At 51.9% G+C, this 18,347-nt stretch carries 16 protein-coding genes; 5 read left to right on the top strand and 11 right to left on the bottom strand.

Annotation, left to right across the window (positions count from 1 at the left end; all coding sequences use genetic code 11):
- Positions 1 to 8: 8 nt before the first annotated feature.
- The gene (locus M987_RS10700; RefSeq protein WP_014069135.1) at positions 9 to 467 is read right to left on the bottom strand and encodes an Lrp/AsnC family transcriptional regulator; all 459 of its coding nucleotides are present in this window, start codon (positions 465 to 467) and stop codon (positions 9 to 11) included.
- Between the two features lie 115 nt (positions 468 to 582).
- Here M987_RS10700 and M987_RS10695 point away from each other — a divergent pair, with 115 nt between their 5' ends.
- A complete protein-coding gene (locus tag M987_RS10695) occupies positions 583 to 1,599 on the top strand; it encodes a PLP-dependent cysteine synthase family protein (protein WP_014069134.1) in 1,017 nt (338 codons plus the stop codon).
- A gap of 70 nt (positions 1,600 to 1,669) precedes the next feature.
- Here M987_RS10695 and cof read toward each other — a convergent pair whose 3' ends face one another.
- A complete protein-coding gene (cof, locus tag M987_RS10690) occupies positions 1,670 to 2,488 on the bottom strand; it encodes an HMP-PP phosphatase (protein ID WP_014069133.1) in 819 nt (272 codons plus the stop codon).
- A gap of 102 nt (positions 2,489 to 2,590) precedes the next feature.
- Between cof and M987_RS10685 the strand changes: the two genes are divergently transcribed.
- Together M987_RS10685 and queC are read left to right on the top strand one after the other, a co-directional pair.
- Positions 2,591 to 4,291 (top strand): SgrR family transcriptional regulator, encoded by a 1,701-nt coding sequence (locus tag M987_RS10685; protein WP_014069132.1) that lies wholly within the window; start codon positions 2,591 to 2,593, stop codon positions 4,289 to 4,291.
- A 65-nt stretch (positions 4,292 to 4,356) separates the two neighbouring features.
- Positions 4,357 to 5,052: a 7-cyano-7-deazaguanine synthase QueC gene (queC, locus tag M987_RS10680; protein WP_014069131.1), complete on the top strand. Its 696-nt coding sequence runs from the start codon at positions 4,357 to 4,359 to the stop codon at positions 5,050 to 5,052.
- Positions 5,053 to 5,114: 62 nt separating this feature from the next.
- Here the strand turns inward: queC and M987_RS10675 are convergent, their stop codons facing one another.
- The 9 genes from M987_RS10675 to bolA form a co-directional block, all read right to left on the bottom strand.
- Positions 5,115 to 5,513 carry a YbgC/FadM family acyl-CoA thioesterase gene (locus M987_RS10675; RefSeq protein WP_014069130.1) on the bottom strand — a complete coding sequence of 133 codons (399 nt, stop codon included), beginning with the start codon at positions 5,511 to 5,513 and terminating at the stop codon, positions 5,115 to 5,117.
- A gap of 99 nt (positions 5,514 to 5,612) precedes the next feature.
- Entirely contained in the window at positions 5,613 to 5,999 is a 387-nt protein-coding gene (locus tag M987_RS10670) for a helix-hairpin-helix domain-containing protein (RefSeq protein ID WP_014069129.1), read from the bottom strand.
- A gap of 148 nt (positions 6,000 to 6,147) precedes the next feature.
- A complete protein-coding gene (gene ppiD / locus M987_RS10665) occupies positions 6,148 to 8,019 on the bottom strand; it encodes a peptidylprolyl isomerase (protein ID WP_014069128.1) in 1,872 nt (623 codons plus the stop codon).
- Positions 8,020 to 8,231: 212 nt separating this feature from the next.
- Complete coding sequence (gene hupB / locus M987_RS10660; protein WP_002444653.1) at positions 8,232 to 8,504, bottom strand: nucleoid-associated protein HU-beta; 273 nt, start codon at positions 8,502 to 8,504, stop codon at positions 8,232 to 8,234.
- Between the two features lie 210 nt (positions 8,505 to 8,714).
- Positions 8,715 to 11,069, bottom strand: a complete 2,355-nt coding sequence (gene lon, locus M987_RS10655) for an endopeptidase La (protein ID WP_014069127.1) — start codon at positions 11,067 to 11,069, stop codon at positions 8,715 to 8,717.
- A 183-nt stretch (positions 11,070 to 11,252) separates the two neighbouring features.
- Positions 11,253 to 12,527 carry an ATP-dependent protease ATP-binding subunit ClpX gene (gene clpX / locus M987_RS10650; protein ID WP_010428107.1) on the bottom strand — a complete coding sequence of 425 codons (1,275 nt, stop codon included), beginning with the start codon at positions 12,525 to 12,527 and terminating at the stop codon, positions 11,253 to 11,255.
- A gap of 127 nt (positions 12,528 to 12,654) precedes the next feature.
- Complete coding sequence (gene clpP / locus M987_RS10645) at positions 12,655 to 13,278, bottom strand: ATP-dependent Clp endopeptidase proteolytic subunit ClpP (protein WP_014069126.1); 624 nt, start codon at positions 13,276 to 13,278, stop codon at positions 12,655 to 12,657.
- A gap of 260 nt (positions 13,279 to 13,538) precedes the next feature.
- Positions 13,539 to 14,837, bottom strand: coding sequence for a trigger factor (gene tig, locus M987_RS10640; RefSeq protein WP_014069125.1), 1,299 nt, complete (start codon positions 14,835 to 14,837; stop codon positions 13,539 to 13,541).
- Positions 14,838 to 15,169: 332 nt separating this feature from the next.
- Positions 15,170 to 15,487, bottom strand: a complete 318-nt coding sequence (bolA, locus tag M987_RS10635; protein ID WP_041162004.1) for a transcriptional regulator BolA — start codon at positions 15,485 to 15,487, stop codon at positions 15,170 to 15,172.
- 305 nt (positions 15,488 to 15,792) lie between these two features.
- Here bolA and M987_RS10630 point away from each other — a divergent pair, with 305 nt between their 5' ends.
- Together M987_RS10630 and ampG are read left to right on the top strand one after the other, a co-directional pair.
- Positions 15,793 to 16,371, top strand: coding sequence for a lipoprotein (locus M987_RS10630; RefSeq protein ID WP_014069123.1), 579 nt, complete (start codon positions 15,793 to 15,795; stop codon positions 16,369 to 16,371).
- A gap of 46 nt (positions 16,372 to 16,417) precedes the next feature.
- Positions 16,418 to 17,893 carry a muropeptide MFS transporter AmpG gene (ampG, locus tag M987_RS10625; protein WP_014069122.1) on the top strand — a complete coding sequence of 492 codons (1,476 nt, stop codon included), beginning with the start codon at positions 16,418 to 16,420 and terminating at the stop codon, positions 17,891 to 17,893.
- The last annotated feature ends 454 nt before the right edge of the window (positions 17,894 to 18,347 follow it).

Here is an 18,347-nt window from a genome sequence, read left to right as displayed (position 1 = left end):
TTACGAAGTTATTCAATAGGTAATGCTGTGGTGTATTTTATTTGTTCCATAGCAAAGCTCGATGTGACGTCCGACAAGCCCGGTACACTGTTGACCAGTCGCTTATAAAAATCATCGTAACGCTTCATATCGGCCACCTGGACGCGCATCAGATAGTCATATTCCCCTGCCATGCGCCAGAACCCGAGAACCTCCGGCATTTCAGAGACCTGAGTGACAAAGCGGCAATACCAGTCGCTGCTGTGATGCTGCGTTTTTATCAGGACAAATGCGGTCAGTCCAAGCCCCAATTTTTCGGGATCTAAAAGTGCAACACGCCCCAGCAAAATGCCGTCATCTTCCAGCTTTTTGAGGCGCTTCCAGCACGGTGTGGTGGTCAGATTAACGGCATCTGCCAGCGCCTGCAAAGAGAGGGTGCAGTCGCTTTGCAACAATGAAAGAAGCTTGCGGTCAATTTTATCTAGCATACCCACCTCGCAGAGAAAATTTTTCTCCCTTCATTCTATTTTAAAGGTCAGATAGCAACAATTTTTTCTGTGCTTTTCGCTATGCTGGGCACAAAATGACAAACGGATACATACGATGAATAGCACCTGGGTCAAACATGCCATCAGCGAAATAAATGCCGACTATCAGCGCTCGGCAGATACCCATTTAATCCGCCTCGCTCTGCCTGGATTTGCGGGCATTCAGCTCTACCTGAAAGATGAAAGCACTCATCCTACCGGTAGCCTGAAACATCGTCTGGCCCGCTCGCTATTCTTATACGGTCTGTGTAACGGCTGGATTAAAGAAGGCACCACGATCATTGAATCGTCATCAGGCTCCACCGCGGTATCCGAAGCCTATTTTGCCCGGCTGTTAGGCCTGCCGTTTATCGCCGTCATGCCCTACTGCACGGCCAAACGCAAAATTGAGCAAATTGAGTTTTACGGCGGGCGTTGCCACTTTGTGGAAAGCGCCTGCGAAATTTACGCCGCTTCTGAAATGCTGGCTCGCGAGCTGAATGGTCACTATATGGATCAGTTCACTTTTGCCGAGCGGGCAACGGACTGGCGCGGGAATAACAACATCGCGGACAGTATCTTCCGCCAGATGACGCACGAACCTCATCCCGTTCCTTCATACATTGTGATGAGCGCAGGCACGGGCGGCACGTCGGCCACCATTGGCCGCTACATCCGCTGCCAGGGTTACGACACACAGTTGATGGTGGTTGACCCGCAGAACTCCGTATTTCTCGACTACTGGCAAACCCGCGATGCCGCACTGCGTAGCCCGGTGGGAAGTAAAATTGAAGGTATTGGCCGCCCGCGCGTTGAGCCCTCGTTTATTCCTGATGTCGTCGACGAAATGCTGCGCGTACCAGATGCAGCAAGCGTTGCGACAGCGCACTGGCTGGAAACACAGCTCGGCCGCAAAGTGGGTGCCTCTACGGGCACAAACATGTGGGGCGCGTTGCAACTGGCCGTGCGGATGCGCGATGAAGGTCGCACCGGCTCTATCGTTACGCTGCTGTGCGACAGCGGCGAGCGTTATCTTGATACCTATTACAACGCAGAGTGGGTGCAGGCGAATATCGGTGATATTGAACCCTGAAAGGCGCAAATCGCGCAGCTGCTGAAATAAAAAAAGCCAGACCGAAGTCTGGCTTGCTGGAAGGGTCTCACTATTCGGGGGAATATGGGAGGTTGTTTTTGTCCAGCCAATGAGTCAAAAAGTGGGACACGGCTTCGTTACGGCAGTGTCCAATAACGGGCAGATGAGGTAGCTCCGCTTTAAGCTGCGGCATCGCATTCCCCATAATCAGACCGCGGCCGACGCTTCCCAGCATCTCGCGGTCGTTCATGGCGTCGCCAAACGCCATACAATCCTGCATCGTGAAGCCCAGATGGTTGCTCAGTACCGCCAGCGCGGAACCTTTATTGCAGCCCACTGGCAGCACCTCCAGGCAATCAACCGCTGAGAACGTCAAATGTGCACGGTCGCCTAATGCCTCATTAAGCTGAATGCGCAGACGGCACAGATCGTCATGATCGCCGCAGAAACAGATTTTCGTCACCGAGTGCGCGGGAATACGGCGGAGATCGATTAACTGATATTTAAAACCGCTATAGACATGTGCGTGCAGCATTTCCGGTATTTCTCGCCCGGTAAACCACCCTTCGTCATTAAAGACATGCACGCTGGCCTGGGTATCCCAGGTACTGTGCAGCACAATATCCGCCACTTCCGGGCTGAGATCCTGACGATGCAATACATCCCCTTCAACGGAGTGAATTCGCGTCCCGTTGCCGGTTATCAGAAACGCATCCAGCGAAAAAGCCCCGAGCAGATGGCGCATTTCCAGCACATGGCGGCCCGTGGCAAAAGTCAGGGTAATATCATGCTCATGCAGGCGCTTCAGGGTATTCAGGGTTTTATCGCCTAAACGGTGATCCGGCATTAACAGAGTGCCGTCCATATCAAATGCAGCGAGCCTGGCCATGATTACTCCCGAAAATGTGATGCGTTTAACTTGTGCATCAGTATTGCCTGAGATATACGGAAGTAATAGTGAATAGATGGAAATTATTGTTCCGGGTTTATCATGCGCCAGCTTAATCGCCTCAACCAGTATCAACGCCTGTGGCAACCTTCAGCAGGTGCGCCGCAGCAGGTCACCATTACTGAGCTCGCCAGCCGCTGTTTTTGCAGTGAGCGGCATGTGCGCACACTCTTGCGCCAGGCACAGGAGGCTGGCTGGTTAAGCTGGCAGGCCCAGTCCGGGCGCGGTAAGCGCGGCACTCTCACGTTTCATGTCACGCCGGAATCGCTGCGTAATGAGATGATGGAAGAGGCACTCAAAAGCGGGCACCAGCATAACGCGCTGGAGCTGGCGCAGCTTGCGCCGGAAGATTTGCGCGCGCTGCTCCACCCTTATCTGGGAGGGCTTTGGCAAAATGACACCCCGACGCTGCGGATCCCCTATTACCGTTCCCTGGATCCACTTGTCCCGGGCTTTTTACCCGGGCGAGCAGAGCAGCACCTGGCAGGGCAAGTGTTCTCCGGGCTGACGCGTTTTAACGGCACCAGCAGCGAACCCACGGGCGATCTTGCTCACCACTGGGAGGTATCAGCCGATGGGCTACGCTGGGATTTTTACATCCGCTCCACGCTGCACTGGCACAACGGCGATAAAGTCGAAACGGTGCAGCTACAGCAAAGTCTGACAGCACTGCTGGCCTTACCGGCCCTGCGTAAACTGTTCCAGAGTGTCTCGCGCATCGACGTGACGCATCCCCAGTGCCTGACCTTTATTTTGCATCAGCCGGATTACTGGCTTGCGCACCGGCTGGCGACGTATTGCAGCCGCCTGGCGCATCCTGAACAGGCCATGACGGGCAGCGGGCCGTTCCGTCTGACCGTGTATGATCCCGATCTGGTTCGCCTGGAGAGTCACGAGCAATATCACCTGAGCCATCCCCTGTTAAAAGCGATTGAGTTCTGGATAACACCGACACTCTTTGACTATGGGCTGGGTACAAGCTGCCGTCATCCCGTGCAAATCGCCATTGGGGAGCCCGACGAACTGGCCAGCCTGCGTCTGGTGAGTAATAGCACCAGCCTGGGCTTTTGCTATCTCACCCTGAAACAGAGCCCACGATTAAACGAAATGCAGGCAAGACGGCTGATCAATATCATCCACCTCACTGAACTCTTGCATACGCTACCGCTGAACGAGGGGCTGATTACCCCAACGCAGGAAATGCTCCCCGGATGGAGTATTCCGCAGTGGCCGGTGCTCAGGGATGTTCAACTGCCGAAAACGCTGACCCTGATTTACCATCTGCCCGTCGAGCTACACACGATGGCGAGCCAGTTAAAACAATATCTTGCGCAGCAAGGATGTGACCTTACGGTGATATTCCACGACGCGAAAACGTGGGATGGCTGTCTGAGGCTTGCAGATGCGGACATCATGATGGGTGACAGATTAATCGGCGAAGCACCGGAATATACCCTTGAGCAGTGGCTACGCTGCGATGCGCTCTGGCCGCATCTGCTGAGCGCCCCTCAGTTTGCCCATTTGCAGGCTACACTGGATGCGGTTCAGACCCAGGCCGATGAGCAAGCACGGCATATCGGTCTTAAAACTATATTCACTGGATTAATGGAGAGCGCAGTGCTGACGCCCTTGTTCAACTACCAGTATCAAATCAGCGCCCCTCCGGGTGTGAACGGTATCCAACTGAATACCCGTGGCTGGTTTGATTTCACGCAGGCCTGGTTGCCAGCACCGAAATCGTGAAGAAGCTGGTCGCCGTCGTGGTCAGGCGGTAACATGACGCTTTACCGTCACTGTCGAGATAATTTATGAAACGTGCCGTCGTCGTGTTCAGCGGAGGACAAGATTCCACTACCTGCCTGGTTCAGGCCCTTCATCAGTATGATGAAGTTCACTGTGTAACTTTCGATTATGGCCAGCGTCATCGTGCTGAAATCGACGTTGCCCGCGAACTGGCGTTGAAACTGGGCGCGCGTGCGCACAAGGTACTGGACGTTACGCTGCTGAATGAACTGGCCGTCAGTAGCCTCACCCGCGACAGTATTCCTGTTCCTGACTACGAACCTGATGCCAGCGGCATTCCGAATACCTTCGTACCAGGCCGTAACATCCTGTTCCTGACCCTGACTGCGATTTACGCCTATCAGGTGAAAGCCGAAGCCGTGATCACCGGCGTCTGTGAAACCGACTTCTCCGGCTACCCGGACTGCCGCGATGAGTTTGTTAAAGCGCTCAATCACGCGGTAAATCTGGGGATGGCGAAAGATATCCGCTTTGAAACGCCGCTGATGTGGCTCGATAAAGCAGAGACCTGGGCGCTGGCCGACTACTGGGGCAAACTGGATATGGTCCGCAGCGAAACCCTCACCTGCTACAACGGCATTAAGGGCGACGGTTGCGGCCAGTGCGCGGCCTGTAATCTGCGTGCGAATGGGCTCAACCATTATCTGGCTGATAAAGCTGGCGTGATGGCAGCCTTGCAGAAAAAGACCGGGCTGAAATAAGTTACTTCGCCGTGCTGTCGAACAGTTTTACGCCGGCAGCACGGGTGACTCCTGAACATCTCCTACACGATCATCAACTCCAGTTTTTCACGCAGTTCACCTTCCAGCGGCAGCGCTTTCTGGGTTTTAAGATCAATACAGACAAAGGTGATCAGCGCATCGGCAACCACCTGCCCTTCAGGATCAAGTGTTACCACCTGGCTTAACACACCACTTTTCCCGTTTAGCTGCTGAACCTGGCTGGTGACGGTAAGGACATCTCCCAGCACAGCCGGACGACGGTAGTTGATATTAATGTTGACGACCACGAATGCGATGTTATGCGCGGTCAGCCACTGAAAGCTTTCGCTGTTTTCCAGCCCGTCCCAGCGAGCCTCTTCAAGAAATTCGAGATAGCGGGCATTATTCACATGCTGGTACACATCGAGGTGATACCCGCGGACTTTGATTTTTGTCTGCATAGCGCAATAGCCTTTACTGTTGTTATAGGATTAGAGGTCATAACTGGTATGACCTCTTTATCCTGGCAAATTTTTGCCGCTGTGCAAGTAATTGCGTGATTACAACGTCAGGTGTGAGAGATTGCGCTCAACCAGTGAACTGCCCATGCCCGGAACTTGCTTAAGATCGTCGATGGTTTTAAAAGGACCATACTCTTCACGGTAGCTGACGATAGCCTGCGCTTTTTTCAGCCCGACACCGTTCATTGCGCGGGCGAGATCTTCCGCAGTCGCTGAGTTGATACTGACTCGCGTACCGTCATCATTTACGCTTTTGGCGCCAGGCACTGCTTTTGATGGAGAAGCCGTCTGCCCATTTACCGATGACTCGGCTTTAGTCTGCACAGCCGGTGTTTTATCAACTGCCGTGGCAGCATTTGCCACCTGTACAATCCCACCACTGGCAAGCGCCAGAGTAATGAAGAGCGCTTTGATTCCACGTTTCATGCTGTTATCTCCTTGTTTGTTGACAGCCACATCACGATAGCCGCGCCGCAAAACAGGTACAAACAGCAGATTGCAAAAATGGAAAAGGCCGCGAAAGCGGCCTTTAGATATTGCAGTACGTTACGAAAATCTGCGAGCAGATACGTAATTATTGCTGCTGAGTAATGATGTCACCCAGCTTGATTTTGGCTTCTTTACGCAGGTTGCTCATCATTGCTTCGAATGCGATCTGGGCATTGTTTTGCGTAATGCCCTGAACCATCGCTTTCTTCTGCGCTTCTGGCATGGTGCCTGCTTTCACTTCATCCAGCGCCAGCAGAACAATGTTACCCTGCATGTCGGAGGTTGTGCCGAAACTTGGCTTATCTTTCGCAGGCAGGCTAAGACCAAATGCCGCCTGGCTGACAGGATCCTGACCCGTGCGGCTCAGCGTTTTCGCCTCACCGAAGCTCAGACCCGCCGCTTTCAGCGCATCATCTTTACCTGCTTTCAGGTCAGCAAGGATCTTCTCAGCATCCAGTTTCGCCTGCTGCTCTGCTTTGTTGTGCTTAACCTGTGCGACAACCTGATCTTTCACTTCTGCCAGCGGTTTTACCGCCTCTGCTTTGTGCTCGGTCACACGCAGAACGAATGCACGGTCGCCGTCTACGGTAATGATGTCAGAGTTGCTACCCGGTGTGCCGTTCTCGCCCACCAGACCACCGTTGAAGATGGCATCAGAAACCGGTTTAAAGTTCAGCTCTTCCGGCAGGTTGTCGTGACCAAACCAGCCCGTCTCAACCGCTTTCGCGCCGGCAGCCTGCTCTGCACCCGCCAGTGATTCGTTGTCATTGCTGGCAGCGTCACTCACTTTCTGCTGCAAGGCATAGAAGGCATCCAGCGCTTTTTCCTGTTTCACTTTCGAGGCGATATCGTCACGAACGTCAGCCAGTGGTTTGGTTTTCGCCGCTTCAATGTCGTCAAGACGTGCAACCAGGAAGCCAACGGAAGATTTGATAACACCAGACAGCTGGCCTTTCTCTTTCAGGCCGGCGTTTTTCAGTTCATCCGGAGTCGTTGCGTCTTCCAGCCAGCCCATATCACCGCCATTTTTTGCGGAGATAATGTCAGTGGATTTTGCTTTGGCTACTGTCGCGAAATCAGCACCTTTGTTCAGCTCATCCAGCACGGCTTTAGCATCAGCTTCAGTTTTGGTCTGAATCACGCTGTAACGGTTACGCTGAGGCTGAGTGAACTGATCCTGATGCTGATCGTAGTAAGACTGAATGTCCGCGTCAGAGGCCGTTTCCTGCAACGCAGCAGCATCCAGTTTGATGTAGCTTACACGGAATTGTTCTGGCGCAACGAAGGCGTTCTTGTTCTGCTCATAGTAAGCGTTAACTTCGTCATCGCTCACCTGCTGTTTCGCAGCCAGGGCAGCAACATCAATCGTTGCTTCACGGACAACACGCTGCTGAGACACCAGTGCAGCCAGCTCGTCAGTTTCGCCTTTGAGCATAAAATCGGTACCCACTACGGCGTTGATCAGCTGCTGAGTTGTCAGCTGATTGCGCAGCGCCTGGGCGTACTGGTCAGCAGTCATGCCCATCTGATTAACGATGCTGTTGTAGCGTGCGTTATCGAATTTGCCGTTAGACTGAAATGCCTGGGTAGATAAAATGGCTTTTTTCACCTGTTCGTCGCTGATACCCAGACCCAGGTTCCTGGCATACTGGTCAAGCAACGCTTCGTCAATCAGGCGGTTCAGCGTCTGCTGACGCAGAGTTTTCATGTAACCTTCATTTGCCGCCAGCTCTGAGAACTGATCGCCCAGCTGTTGCTGCATACGGTTACGTTCACCCGCGAAAGCGTTCTCGAACTGTCCACGGCTGATTTCCTGGCCATTCACTTTTGCGGCATAGTTGGCGCCAGCGCCGATAAGGTAACTGCTCACGCCGGTCAAAATGAACGACACGATAATGATACCGAAAATAATCTTGAGCACGAGACTGTTAGCAGCCGTGCGTAAGCTGTCCATCATGGTGTAACAACACTCCGCTGTAGGTGACTGGTTACCTGACGCTGACGGAAAATCCTGACCGTCGCGCGTAAAGTCGTATTGTGACAAGAAACCGGGGCAATTGTCAGCCCACAACTCGCATAAACTCGAACAAATCAGGTCTGGACAAACAAAAAAGGCACATCAAATGATGCGCCCTTGTACTTTTCAGCTTCCCTGAAACAAGAAAGCAATCAGTTTACTGCGTCTTTCAGCGCTTTACCGGCACGGAAGCCCGGCACTTTAGCAGCAGCAATGGTGATCTCTTTACCGGTCTGAGGGTTACGGCCAGTACGGGCAGCACGCTCTTTAACCGCAAAAGTACCGAAACCTACCAGTGCAACATCGTCCCCAGCTTGCAGAGATTCAGTAACAGAAGCAATTAAAGCATCTAACGCACGTCCAGCTGCAGCTTTAGAAATATCAGCACCCGCAGCAATTTTGTCAATCAGTTGAGATTTATTCACTGTTCTCTTCCTCTCTTTATAATTTATATCGCACCTGAATCCTTCACAGCGCGACCGCGCAGCAGTTATATCAGGCCTGCCATGACCTTACAACACCCGTTGTTGATGGCTAGCCCAATCAGCAATCTAAATTAGCTATACAAAAAAAGGCTGGCAAGTCCGAAATGACTTACCAGCCTTGTTTTTATTGACGCTCTTTGCGCGAGGTCACTATTTTGCAGTTACAACCTGCATTCCAGAGGGTTCATTCTGCAATGCGAGAGTCAGAACTTCCTCAATACGCTTCACCGGATGGATGTCCAAATCGGCAATAACGTTGTCCGGAATCTCTTCCAGGTCGCGCTTATTTTCGTGCGGAATTAATACGGTTTTGATCCCACCACGGTGTGCAGCCAGAAGTTTTTCTTTCAGACCGCCAATTGGCAGAACCTGACCACGCAGCGTGATTTCGCCCGTCATCGCCACATCGGCACGCACCGGGTTCCCGGTCAGACACGAAACCAATGCCGTGCACATGGCAATACCGGCGCTTGGGCCATCTTTCGGTGTTGCACCTTCAGGTACGTGGACGTGGATATCGCGTTTTTCGTAGAAATCCGGGTTGATACCCAGTTTTTCCGCGCGCGCGCGCACCACAGTCAGCGCAGCCTGAATGGACTCCTGCATCACTTCACCCAGGGAGCCGGTGTACGTCAGCTTACCTTTGCCCGGAACACAGGCGGTTTCGATGGTCAGCAGATCGCCGCCCACTTCCGTCCATGCCAGACCGGTAACCTGACCTACACGGTTCTCGCTGTCCGCACGACCGTAGTCGAAACGCTGAACACCCAGATATTCGTGCAGGTTGTCGCCGTTAATCTCGATGTGCTTCAGGGTCTTATCCAGCAGCAGCTGTTTAACCGCCTTACGGCACAGTTTAGAGATTTCACGCTCAAGACTACGGACACCCGCTTCACGCGTGTAGTAACGAATAATGCTGATAATGGCACTATCGTCAACCGTGATCTCGCTATCTTTCAGTGCGTTACGCTCAATCTGCTTAGACAGCAGATGGCGTTTGGCGATGTTCAGTTTTTCGTCTTCGGTGTAACCGGACAGACGGATCACTTCCATACGATCCAGCAATGGAGCCGGAATGTTCATGGAGTTAGAGGTCGCTACGAACATCACATCGCTCAGATCGTAGTCAACTTCCAGATAGTGATCGCTGAATGCGACGTTCTGCTCTGGATCCAGCACTTCAAGCAGTGCTGATGCAGGATCGCCACGCATGTCAGACGACATTTTGTCGATTTCATCGAGCAGGAACAGCGGGTTTTTAACCCCCACTTTCGCCATCTTCTGAATCAGTTTGCCCGGCATTGAACCGATGTAAGTACGACGGTGGCCGCGGATTTCAGCTTCATCACGCACGCCGCCAAGTGCCATACGGATGTACTTACGCCCGGTCGCTTTGGCAATAGACTGACCCAGAGAGGTTTTACCTACCCCTGGAGGCCCGACCAGGCACAGGATTGGGCCCTTCAGCTTATTCACACGGCTCTGCACCGCGAGATACTCAAGGATACGGTCTTTGACGCGCTCAAGGCCGTAGTGGTCGGTATCGAGGATTTCCTGAGCCTGACGCAGGTCTTTTTTGACCTTGCTGCGGGCATTCCACGGAACCTGAACCATCCACTCAATGTAGCCGCGAACAACGGTCGCTTCAGCCGACATCGGAGACATCATTTTCAGCTTTTGCAGTTCTGCTTCGGCTTTTTCTTTCGCCTCTTTCGGCATTTTTGCCGCGTCGATCTTACGCTTCAGCGCTTCGTTTTCGTCCGGAGCGTCGTCCATTTCGCCGAGCTCTTTCTGAATCGCCTTCATTTGCTCGTTCAGATAGTACTCGCGCTGGGATTTCTCCATCTGCTTTTTCACGCGGTTGCGAATGCGTTTCTCAACCTGGAGCAGATCGATTTCGGATTCCATCATTGCCATCAGATATTCCAGACGTTCATTCACGTCGGACATCTCCAGCACAGACTGTTTATCTGCCAGTTTCAGCGGCATGTGAGCAGCGATGGTATCCGCCAGACGTGCAGGATCGTCAATGCTGTTCAGCGACGTCAGCACTTCTGGTGGGATTTTCTTGTTCAGCTTGATATAGCCTTCAAACTGGCTAATGGCCGTGCGCACCAGCACTTCCTGCTCACGTTCATCAAGCTGTGGCGAATCGAGGTACTCTGCTTTTGCAGAGAAGTGTTCGCCATTGTCAGACAGAGTGGTAATACGCGCACGCTGCAAACCTTCGACCAGCACTTTGACGGTGCCGTCTGGCAGTTTCAGCATTTGTAAAATAGAGGCCACGGTCCCGACGGTGAAAAGATCGTTTACACCCGGCTCATCCGTTGAAGCTTCTTTCTGCGCAACCAACATGATTTTTTTATCATGATCCATGGCGGCTTCAAGGCAACGGATAGATTTTTCCCGCCCTACAAATAAGGGTATGACCATGTGCGGATAAACCACCACATCGCGCAACGGCAATACGGGGATTTCAATGCGTTCAGAACGCTCAGGATTCATAGAGCTCTCTCTTAGTTTAGTGTCCGCCAGGTAATCAGGTTGTGTAACTGTGCTTCACACAACCATTAACATGTAAGCAGTATATGGGGATGTTTCCCACACATTCAACGCCATGAATACGGAAAAAGTAAAGGGGGGATAAAATCCCCCCTTTTTTAATAACTGCTTGTATGATTTGGTGAATTATTCGCCAGATGCCTGCTGTGCTTCAGGCTTACCGTAAATCAGCAGCGGCTTCGTCTGACCACCAATGACTGACTCATCAATAACCACTTTTTCGACGTCTTCCATAGAGGGAAGATCGTACATGGTATCGAGCAGCGCAGCTTCAACGATGGAGCGCAGACCACGAGCACCGGTTTTACGCACCATTGCTTTTTTCGCAATGGCATCCAGCGCTTCGTCACGGAACTCCAGCTCAACGCCTTCCAGATTGAACAACGCCTGATACTGTTTAGTCAGTGCATTTTTCGGTTCTTTCAGGATCTGAATCAGAGCGTCTTCGCTCAGTTCGTTCAGCGTTGCAACAACTGGCAGACGGCCGATAAACTCAGGGATCAGACCAAATTTGATCAGATCTTCCGGTTCAACCTGCGACAGCAGTTCGCCTTCGTTCGGTTTTTCAGACGTCGACTTCACCGTCGCGCCAAAACCGATGCCTGAGCCAGTTTCAACGCGGTGTGAGATAACTTTGTCCAGACCCGCAAACGCACCACCACAGATAAACAGGATCTTGGAGGTATCCACTTGCAGGAATTCCTGCTGCGGATGTTTACGACCACCCTGCGGTGGAACAGCAGCAACGGTACCTTCGATAAGCTTCAGCAGCGCCTGCTGCACGCCTTCGCCCGATACGTCACGCGTAATGGATGGGTTGTCGGACTTGCGGGAGATTTTATCGATCTCATCGATATAAACGATCCCACGCTGCGCTTTCTGAACATCGTAATCGCACTTCTGCAACAATTTCTGGATGATGTTTTCAACATCTTCACCCACGTAACCTGCTTCGGTCAGCGTGGTGGCATCAGCCATCGTGAACGGAACATCCAGCAGTCGCGCCAGCGTTTCAGCCAGCAGCGTTTTACCGGACCCGGTAGGGCCGATCAGCAGAATGTTACTTTTACCCAGTTCTACGCCATTGCTGGTATCGCCGTTACGCAGGCGTTTGTAGTGGTTATAAACCGCCACCGCCAGCACTTTTTTAGCTTGTTCCTGACCGATGACATAGTCGTCAAGGTGATGACGAATCTCATGCGGGGTTGGCAACGCGCTACGCTCACGGTGAGGTGCTACTTCTTTAATCTCTTCGCGAATGATGTCATTACATAAGTCGACACATTCGTCGCAGATATACACGGACGGCCCGGCAATCAGTTTACGCACTTCATGCTGGCTTTTGCCGCAAAAAGAGCAGTACAGCAGTTTGCCCGAACCATCTTTGCGTTTATCTGTCATGAGTCCAAACCTCTTTTTAAGTTCTTTGTGCCGCACATGACGACGCAAATGCCATTCTCAGACGCAAGCTGCTATCAAGCAGCGTGCCGCCCTACCTTAGTATAGCGGCACACTCGCGTCGCGGGCATCAATTACGATGGGTCAATACGGAGTCGACTAAGCCGTACTCAACTGCCTCTGGTGCAGAGAGGAAGCGATCGCGCTCGGTATCGCGCTCGATCTGCTCAAGGGATTGACCCGTATGCTGCGCCATAAGTTCATTCATGCGCGCTTTTACTTTCAGAATTTCGCGGGCGTGGATTTCGATATCCGTCGCCTGGCCCTGATATCCGCCCAGCGGCTGGTGAATCATCACGCGGGAGTTTGGCAGGCAGAAGCGTTTACCTTTCGCACCTGCGGTTAACAGGAAGGCGCCCATTGATGCCGCCTGTCCCATACAGATGGTGCTCACATCCGGCTTGATGAATTGCATGGTGTCGTAGATAGACATACCCGCCGTGATCACGCCACCAGGTGAGTTGATATACAGGTAAATGTCTTTTTCCGGGTTTTCCGCTTCCAGAAACAGCATCTGCGCCACGATCAGGTTAGCCATGTGGTCTTCCACCTGGCCGGTCAGAAAGATAACGCGTTCCTTGAGCAGACGGGAATAGATATCAAAAGAACGCTCACCACGTGAGGTCTGTTCAATAACCATTGGCACCAGAGCCATATGGGGTGCAAAGTTGTCTCGTTCGCCACTGTATGACATTTCCGTCTCCTGGATCAAAATTGAAAACACCTGCTGTACTGATTGTAACCTTATGGACGGATTATCAGCCAGTCTCATTCATCGTGATTACATACTTATGGGGTTCGCATCGCCCTATTTCAAGCATAACAACCTTTTGTTGTTACGCTAACACTGAAAGGGCGTTTTAGCACTCTTCCTGGGCTATTGGTGCGATAAAAAAAACCCGTCGCCGGAAGGCAACGGGTTTTTTGTTCAAACTTTAAACCGTTGAGACGAAATTACGCCTGCTGGTTCATCAGTTCGTTGAAAGAGGTCGCTTTTTCGGACACTTTAGCTTTCGCCAGTACCGCTTCAACAGCCTGCTCTTCCAGCGCTACGTTGCGCATGTTGTCCATCAGTTCTTTGTTGCTGCCGTAGAACTCAACAACTTCTGACGGATCTTCGTATGCAGAAGCCATCTCTTCGATCAGGCCTTTCACACGCTCTTCGTCAGCTTTCAGTTCGTGGGTACGAATCACTTCGCCCAGCAGCAGGCCAACAACCACACGGCGTTTAGCTTGCTCTTCGAACAGTTCGCGCGGCAGTTCCATCGCTTGTTGCTGGTTGCCACCGAAACGCTGAGCAGCCTGACGGCGCAGAACGTCGATTTCGTTGTCAATCAGTGCAGCTGGAACGTCGATTTCGTTCGCTTTCACCAGGCCTTCGATCGCCTGAGATTTCACACGGTTACGCACAGCGCCGTTCAGCTCGCGTTCCATGTTTTTACGTACTTCGGTACGCAGACCAGCTACAGAACCATCTTCAACGCCGAAACGTTTGATGAATTCTTCAGTCAGTTCTGGCAGTTCGCGCTCTTCAACTTTTTTCAGGTTGATAACGAACTTCGCTGCTTTACCTTTCAGGTTTTCAGCGTGGTATTCTTCCGGGAAGGTCACGTCGATAGTGAACTCTTCGCCAGCTTTGTGGCCTTTGATACCGTCTTCGAAGCCTGGGATCATACGACCCTGGCCCATTGCCAGTACGAAGTCAGACGCTTTACCGCCTTCGAACTCTTCACCATCTACAGAACCAGTGAAGTCGATGGTGACACGGTCTTCCGCGTCAACAGCGCCTTCTTTATCTTTCCAGTTCGCCTGCTGCTTGCGCAGGGTGTCCAGCATCCCGTCTACGTCTTCGTCGGTAACGGAAACGATCGGTTTTTCAACTTCGATAGATTCCAGACCTTTCAGCTCAACTTCTGGGTACACTTCGAACTCTACAGAGTAGGTGAAGTCTTCGCCCAGTTTGTATTCGCCTGGAACGTAGTTCGGCGCGCCAGCTGGATTGATTTTTTCTTTGATGATCGCATCGATAAAGTTGCGGCTCATCAGGTCACCCAGCACATCCTGACGCACGGAGGCGCCATAACGCTGAGCAACAACATTCATCGGTACTTTACCCTTACGGAAGCCGTCAATACGTACTTTTTTGGATACGTTGACCAGCTCGCTTTTCACAGCAGTTTCGATGCTGTCAGCAGCGATAGTAATCGTTACACGGCGGCCAAGGCCTTGAGTGGTTTCAACTGAAACTTGCATCTTGTTACCTCAAAAAAATCACAGTGCTCGGTCAACTCTGAATCTGTCTCGCAATACCGGGATGCTCTCTATTTAGCAGATTCACATTCCCTGTCGCCAGAATCATCCCGAAGACATTCATTAAGACGCGGCATTATAGCGGCATCACTTAGGTGAGTCGAGAACGGTTAGGGCATGTTGCTGCGGCTTTTTTCACACTTTAAGGCTATTTTTAGCCTTAAAAACGCACCATACGCTCAAAACTCAGACAAAACAAAACGGCCCGGAGGCCGTTTTGACGTAATCTGCTAGCAACATACTGGAAAAACTCCAGCGGTTGCAAATACGATTTTTCAGGCGATGGTGCCTGCACCACGACAAGGTGGCGATGCAAAAACCGTATCCTGCAAGCCTTCCCATTCTTTGATGGTGTAAGTATGAAGCGCCAGTGCATGAACCGTTGCCGAAAGTTCTTCGGTTAACGTGCCGTAGATCATACGGTGTCGATTAAGAAAACGCTCTCCAGCGAAGCGGTCACTTACCAACACCACTTTAAAATGACTTTCAGACCCTGCCGGTACGTTGTGACGATAGCTTTCATCGACGACTTCGAGGAAAACGGGGTTGAACGCTGCCCTTAATTTGTCTTCTATTTGCTCACGTATCATCATGAAATTACTCCTCCGACAACGCTAAGATGTCACCCATCCCTTTAAATGTTAGCCGCTTTTACCGGTTCCATTACAACAACACAACAAATATTTAGCTTTCGTCTGATTTTCTCAGCCAAACGAATGAAGTTCACTGTGAGGCTCATACGTTTTGTCATTCACAGGCGGAGAAAAACAGTAAGCTGGTCAGTTTTCAGACAAGGCGATGAATTTACATGCGTTGACCACTTCCCCTGGCCGTTGGCGATGTTATGATGGCGGCAATTTTTCTCTCTATATGCTTACGATTCGTTGAGAACCTGAAAATGTTAAAAAAAATCTTCTTTCCGTTGGTAGCACTTTTTATGTTGGCAGGCTGCGCTACCCCGCCAACAACTATTGATGTCTCACCAAAAATCACCCTGCCTCAGCAGGATCCTAGTCTGATGGGCGTGACCGTGAGCATTAACGGTGCTGACCAGCGTCAGGATCAGGCACTGGCAAAAGTGACCCGTGACAACCAGCAGGTAACGCTGACCGCCTCACGCGACCTGCGCTTCCTGTTGCAGGAAGTGCTCGAGAAGCAAATGACCGCGCGCGGTTATATGGTTGGCCCAAGCGGCGCTGTTGATTTGCAGATCATCGTGAACAACCTGTACGCAGACGTTTCCCAGGGTAACGTGCGTTACAACATCGCCACCAAAGCGGATATCGCCATCATTGCTACCGCGAAAAACGGCAACAAGATGAACAAAAACTACCGCGCCAGCTACTCCGTTGAAGGAGCTTTCCAGGCCTCCAACAAAAATATTGCTGACGCTGTTAACAGCGTGCTGACCGACACCATCGCAGATATGGCTCAGGACACCAGCATCCACGACTTTATCAAGCAGAACGCTCGTTAATCCTGCTTCCTGACCCGGCGCTTCGCCGGGTCAGCGCTATAGACTCATGTCCAGTCACTACTTACGCATTTTCCAGCAACCGAAATCAGCCATTCTGCTGATCCTCGGCTTCGCCTCCGGTTTACCGCTCGCGCTCACCTCCGGCACGCTTCAGGCCTGGATGACCGTAGAAAACATCGATCTTAAAACCATCGGTTTCTTCTCTCTGGTGGGGCAGGCTTACGTTTTCAAATTCTTGTGGTCACCGGTTATGGACCGCTACACCCCTCCGTTCCTGGGGCGTCGGCGCGGCTGGCTGGTGATGACCCAAATTCTGCTGTTGCTGGCAATTGCCGCTATGGGGTTCCTTGAGCCAACGTCCCAGCTGCGCTGGATGGCGGCGCTGGCCGTGGTGATCGCATTCTGTTCAGCCTCTCAGGACATCGTGTTTGATGCCTGGAAAACGGACGTTCTACCCGCAGAGGAACGCGGTGCTGGCGCGGCTATCAGCGTGCTGGGGTATCGTCTGGGCATGCTGGTTTCAGGCGGGCTGGCGCTGTGGCTTGCCGACCGTTACCTCGGCTGGCAGGGCATGTACTGGCTGATGGCCGCCCTGCTTATCCCGTGCATTATCGCCACCCTGTTCGCACCAGAACCGAGCGATGTGATCCCCGTGCCTCGTTCCCTGGAACAGGCGGTAGCCGAACCTCTGCGTGACTTCTTTGGCCGGAATAATGCCTGGCTTATTCTGCTGCTGATTGTCCTTTATAAGCTTGGCGATGCATTCGCCATGAGCCTGACAACCACCTTCCTGATCCGTGGCGTCGGGTTTGATGCGGGTGAAGTCGGCGTGGTCAACAAAACGCTGGGCCTCTTTGCCACTATCGTCGGCGCGCTGTACGGCGGTGTGTTGATGCAACGGCTGACGCTGTTCCGGGCGCTGCTAATCTTCGGTATCTTGCAGGGTATTTCAAACGCCGGGTACTGGATGTTGTCGATTACCGACAAGCACATGATCAGTATGGCCACCGCCGTTTTCTTTGAAAACCTGTGCGGCGGCATGGGAACGGCGGCATTTGTCGCGCTGCTGATGACCTTGTGCAACAAGTCGTTTTCCGCCACCCAGTTTGCCCTACTCTCGGCGCTTTCGGCCGTAGGGCGTGTTTATGTTGGCCCGATTGCAGGCTGGTTTGTTGAAGCACACGGCTGGCCGACATTCTATCTTTTCTCTGTTGTCGCTGCGGTGCCGGGGATCTTATTGTTACTGGTTTGTCGTCAGACGCTGGAATATACGCAGAAAACCGAACATTTTATGCCGCGCACCGAATATCAACACGCCTATCGATTTGCTTTACGCCTGTTGATGGTGGGTTGCCTGGCGCTGGCATTATGGCTCGTGGTGTTAATTATTAATGCAACAACCCCTCTTACGCTTCCCTTCGAAGCCCTTCTGCTCGACGCTGGAGCCCTGCTGGCTATCGCCGGGATCCTGACTGGCGGCGCGCTCGATTTCCTGGCATTACGTAAAATGCCCACAACCTGAAGTAAAAAACGAAAGGTTATTTCCCGTTGTAATCACTAAGCGAAATTATAACGGTGAAATAACCGCCAGCCGGCAAAAAAAATATTTGTTGTTTTGTGCGGGATAGAATTTGGAAATTATTGGAGCCCATTACGCTGCGCTATTTTTCATTAAACGATTCAGCATTTGAAAGATTGAATTTTCGTTTTTCAGTTGTCTTTTTATTGATAATTAATTGTTAATTATTTGTATATTTTTGATAATGGTTATACCAATTGCCCCTTTTAGGGTATGCTTGGGGGTCCTTTCGTTATAACGCCCGTGCCGCGCGGCTTTCGCCTTAAAAACCGACATAATTTGCAACACTTGTGACATGTGCGGCAGAACCCGGTAACACCTTCCTGACACAGGCCTAATGATGTTTACAGTAATGTAACCTTCCCGTAAAATGCCCCCACACTTTAAACGCCACCAG

The organism is Enterobacter soli ATCC BAA-2102 (assembly GCF_001654845.1).
Lineage (GTDB): Bacteria > Pseudomonadota > Gammaproteobacteria > Enterobacterales > Enterobacteriaceae > Enterobacter > Enterobacter soli.
This window is presented reverse-complemented; position numbering and strand designations above follow the sequence as displayed.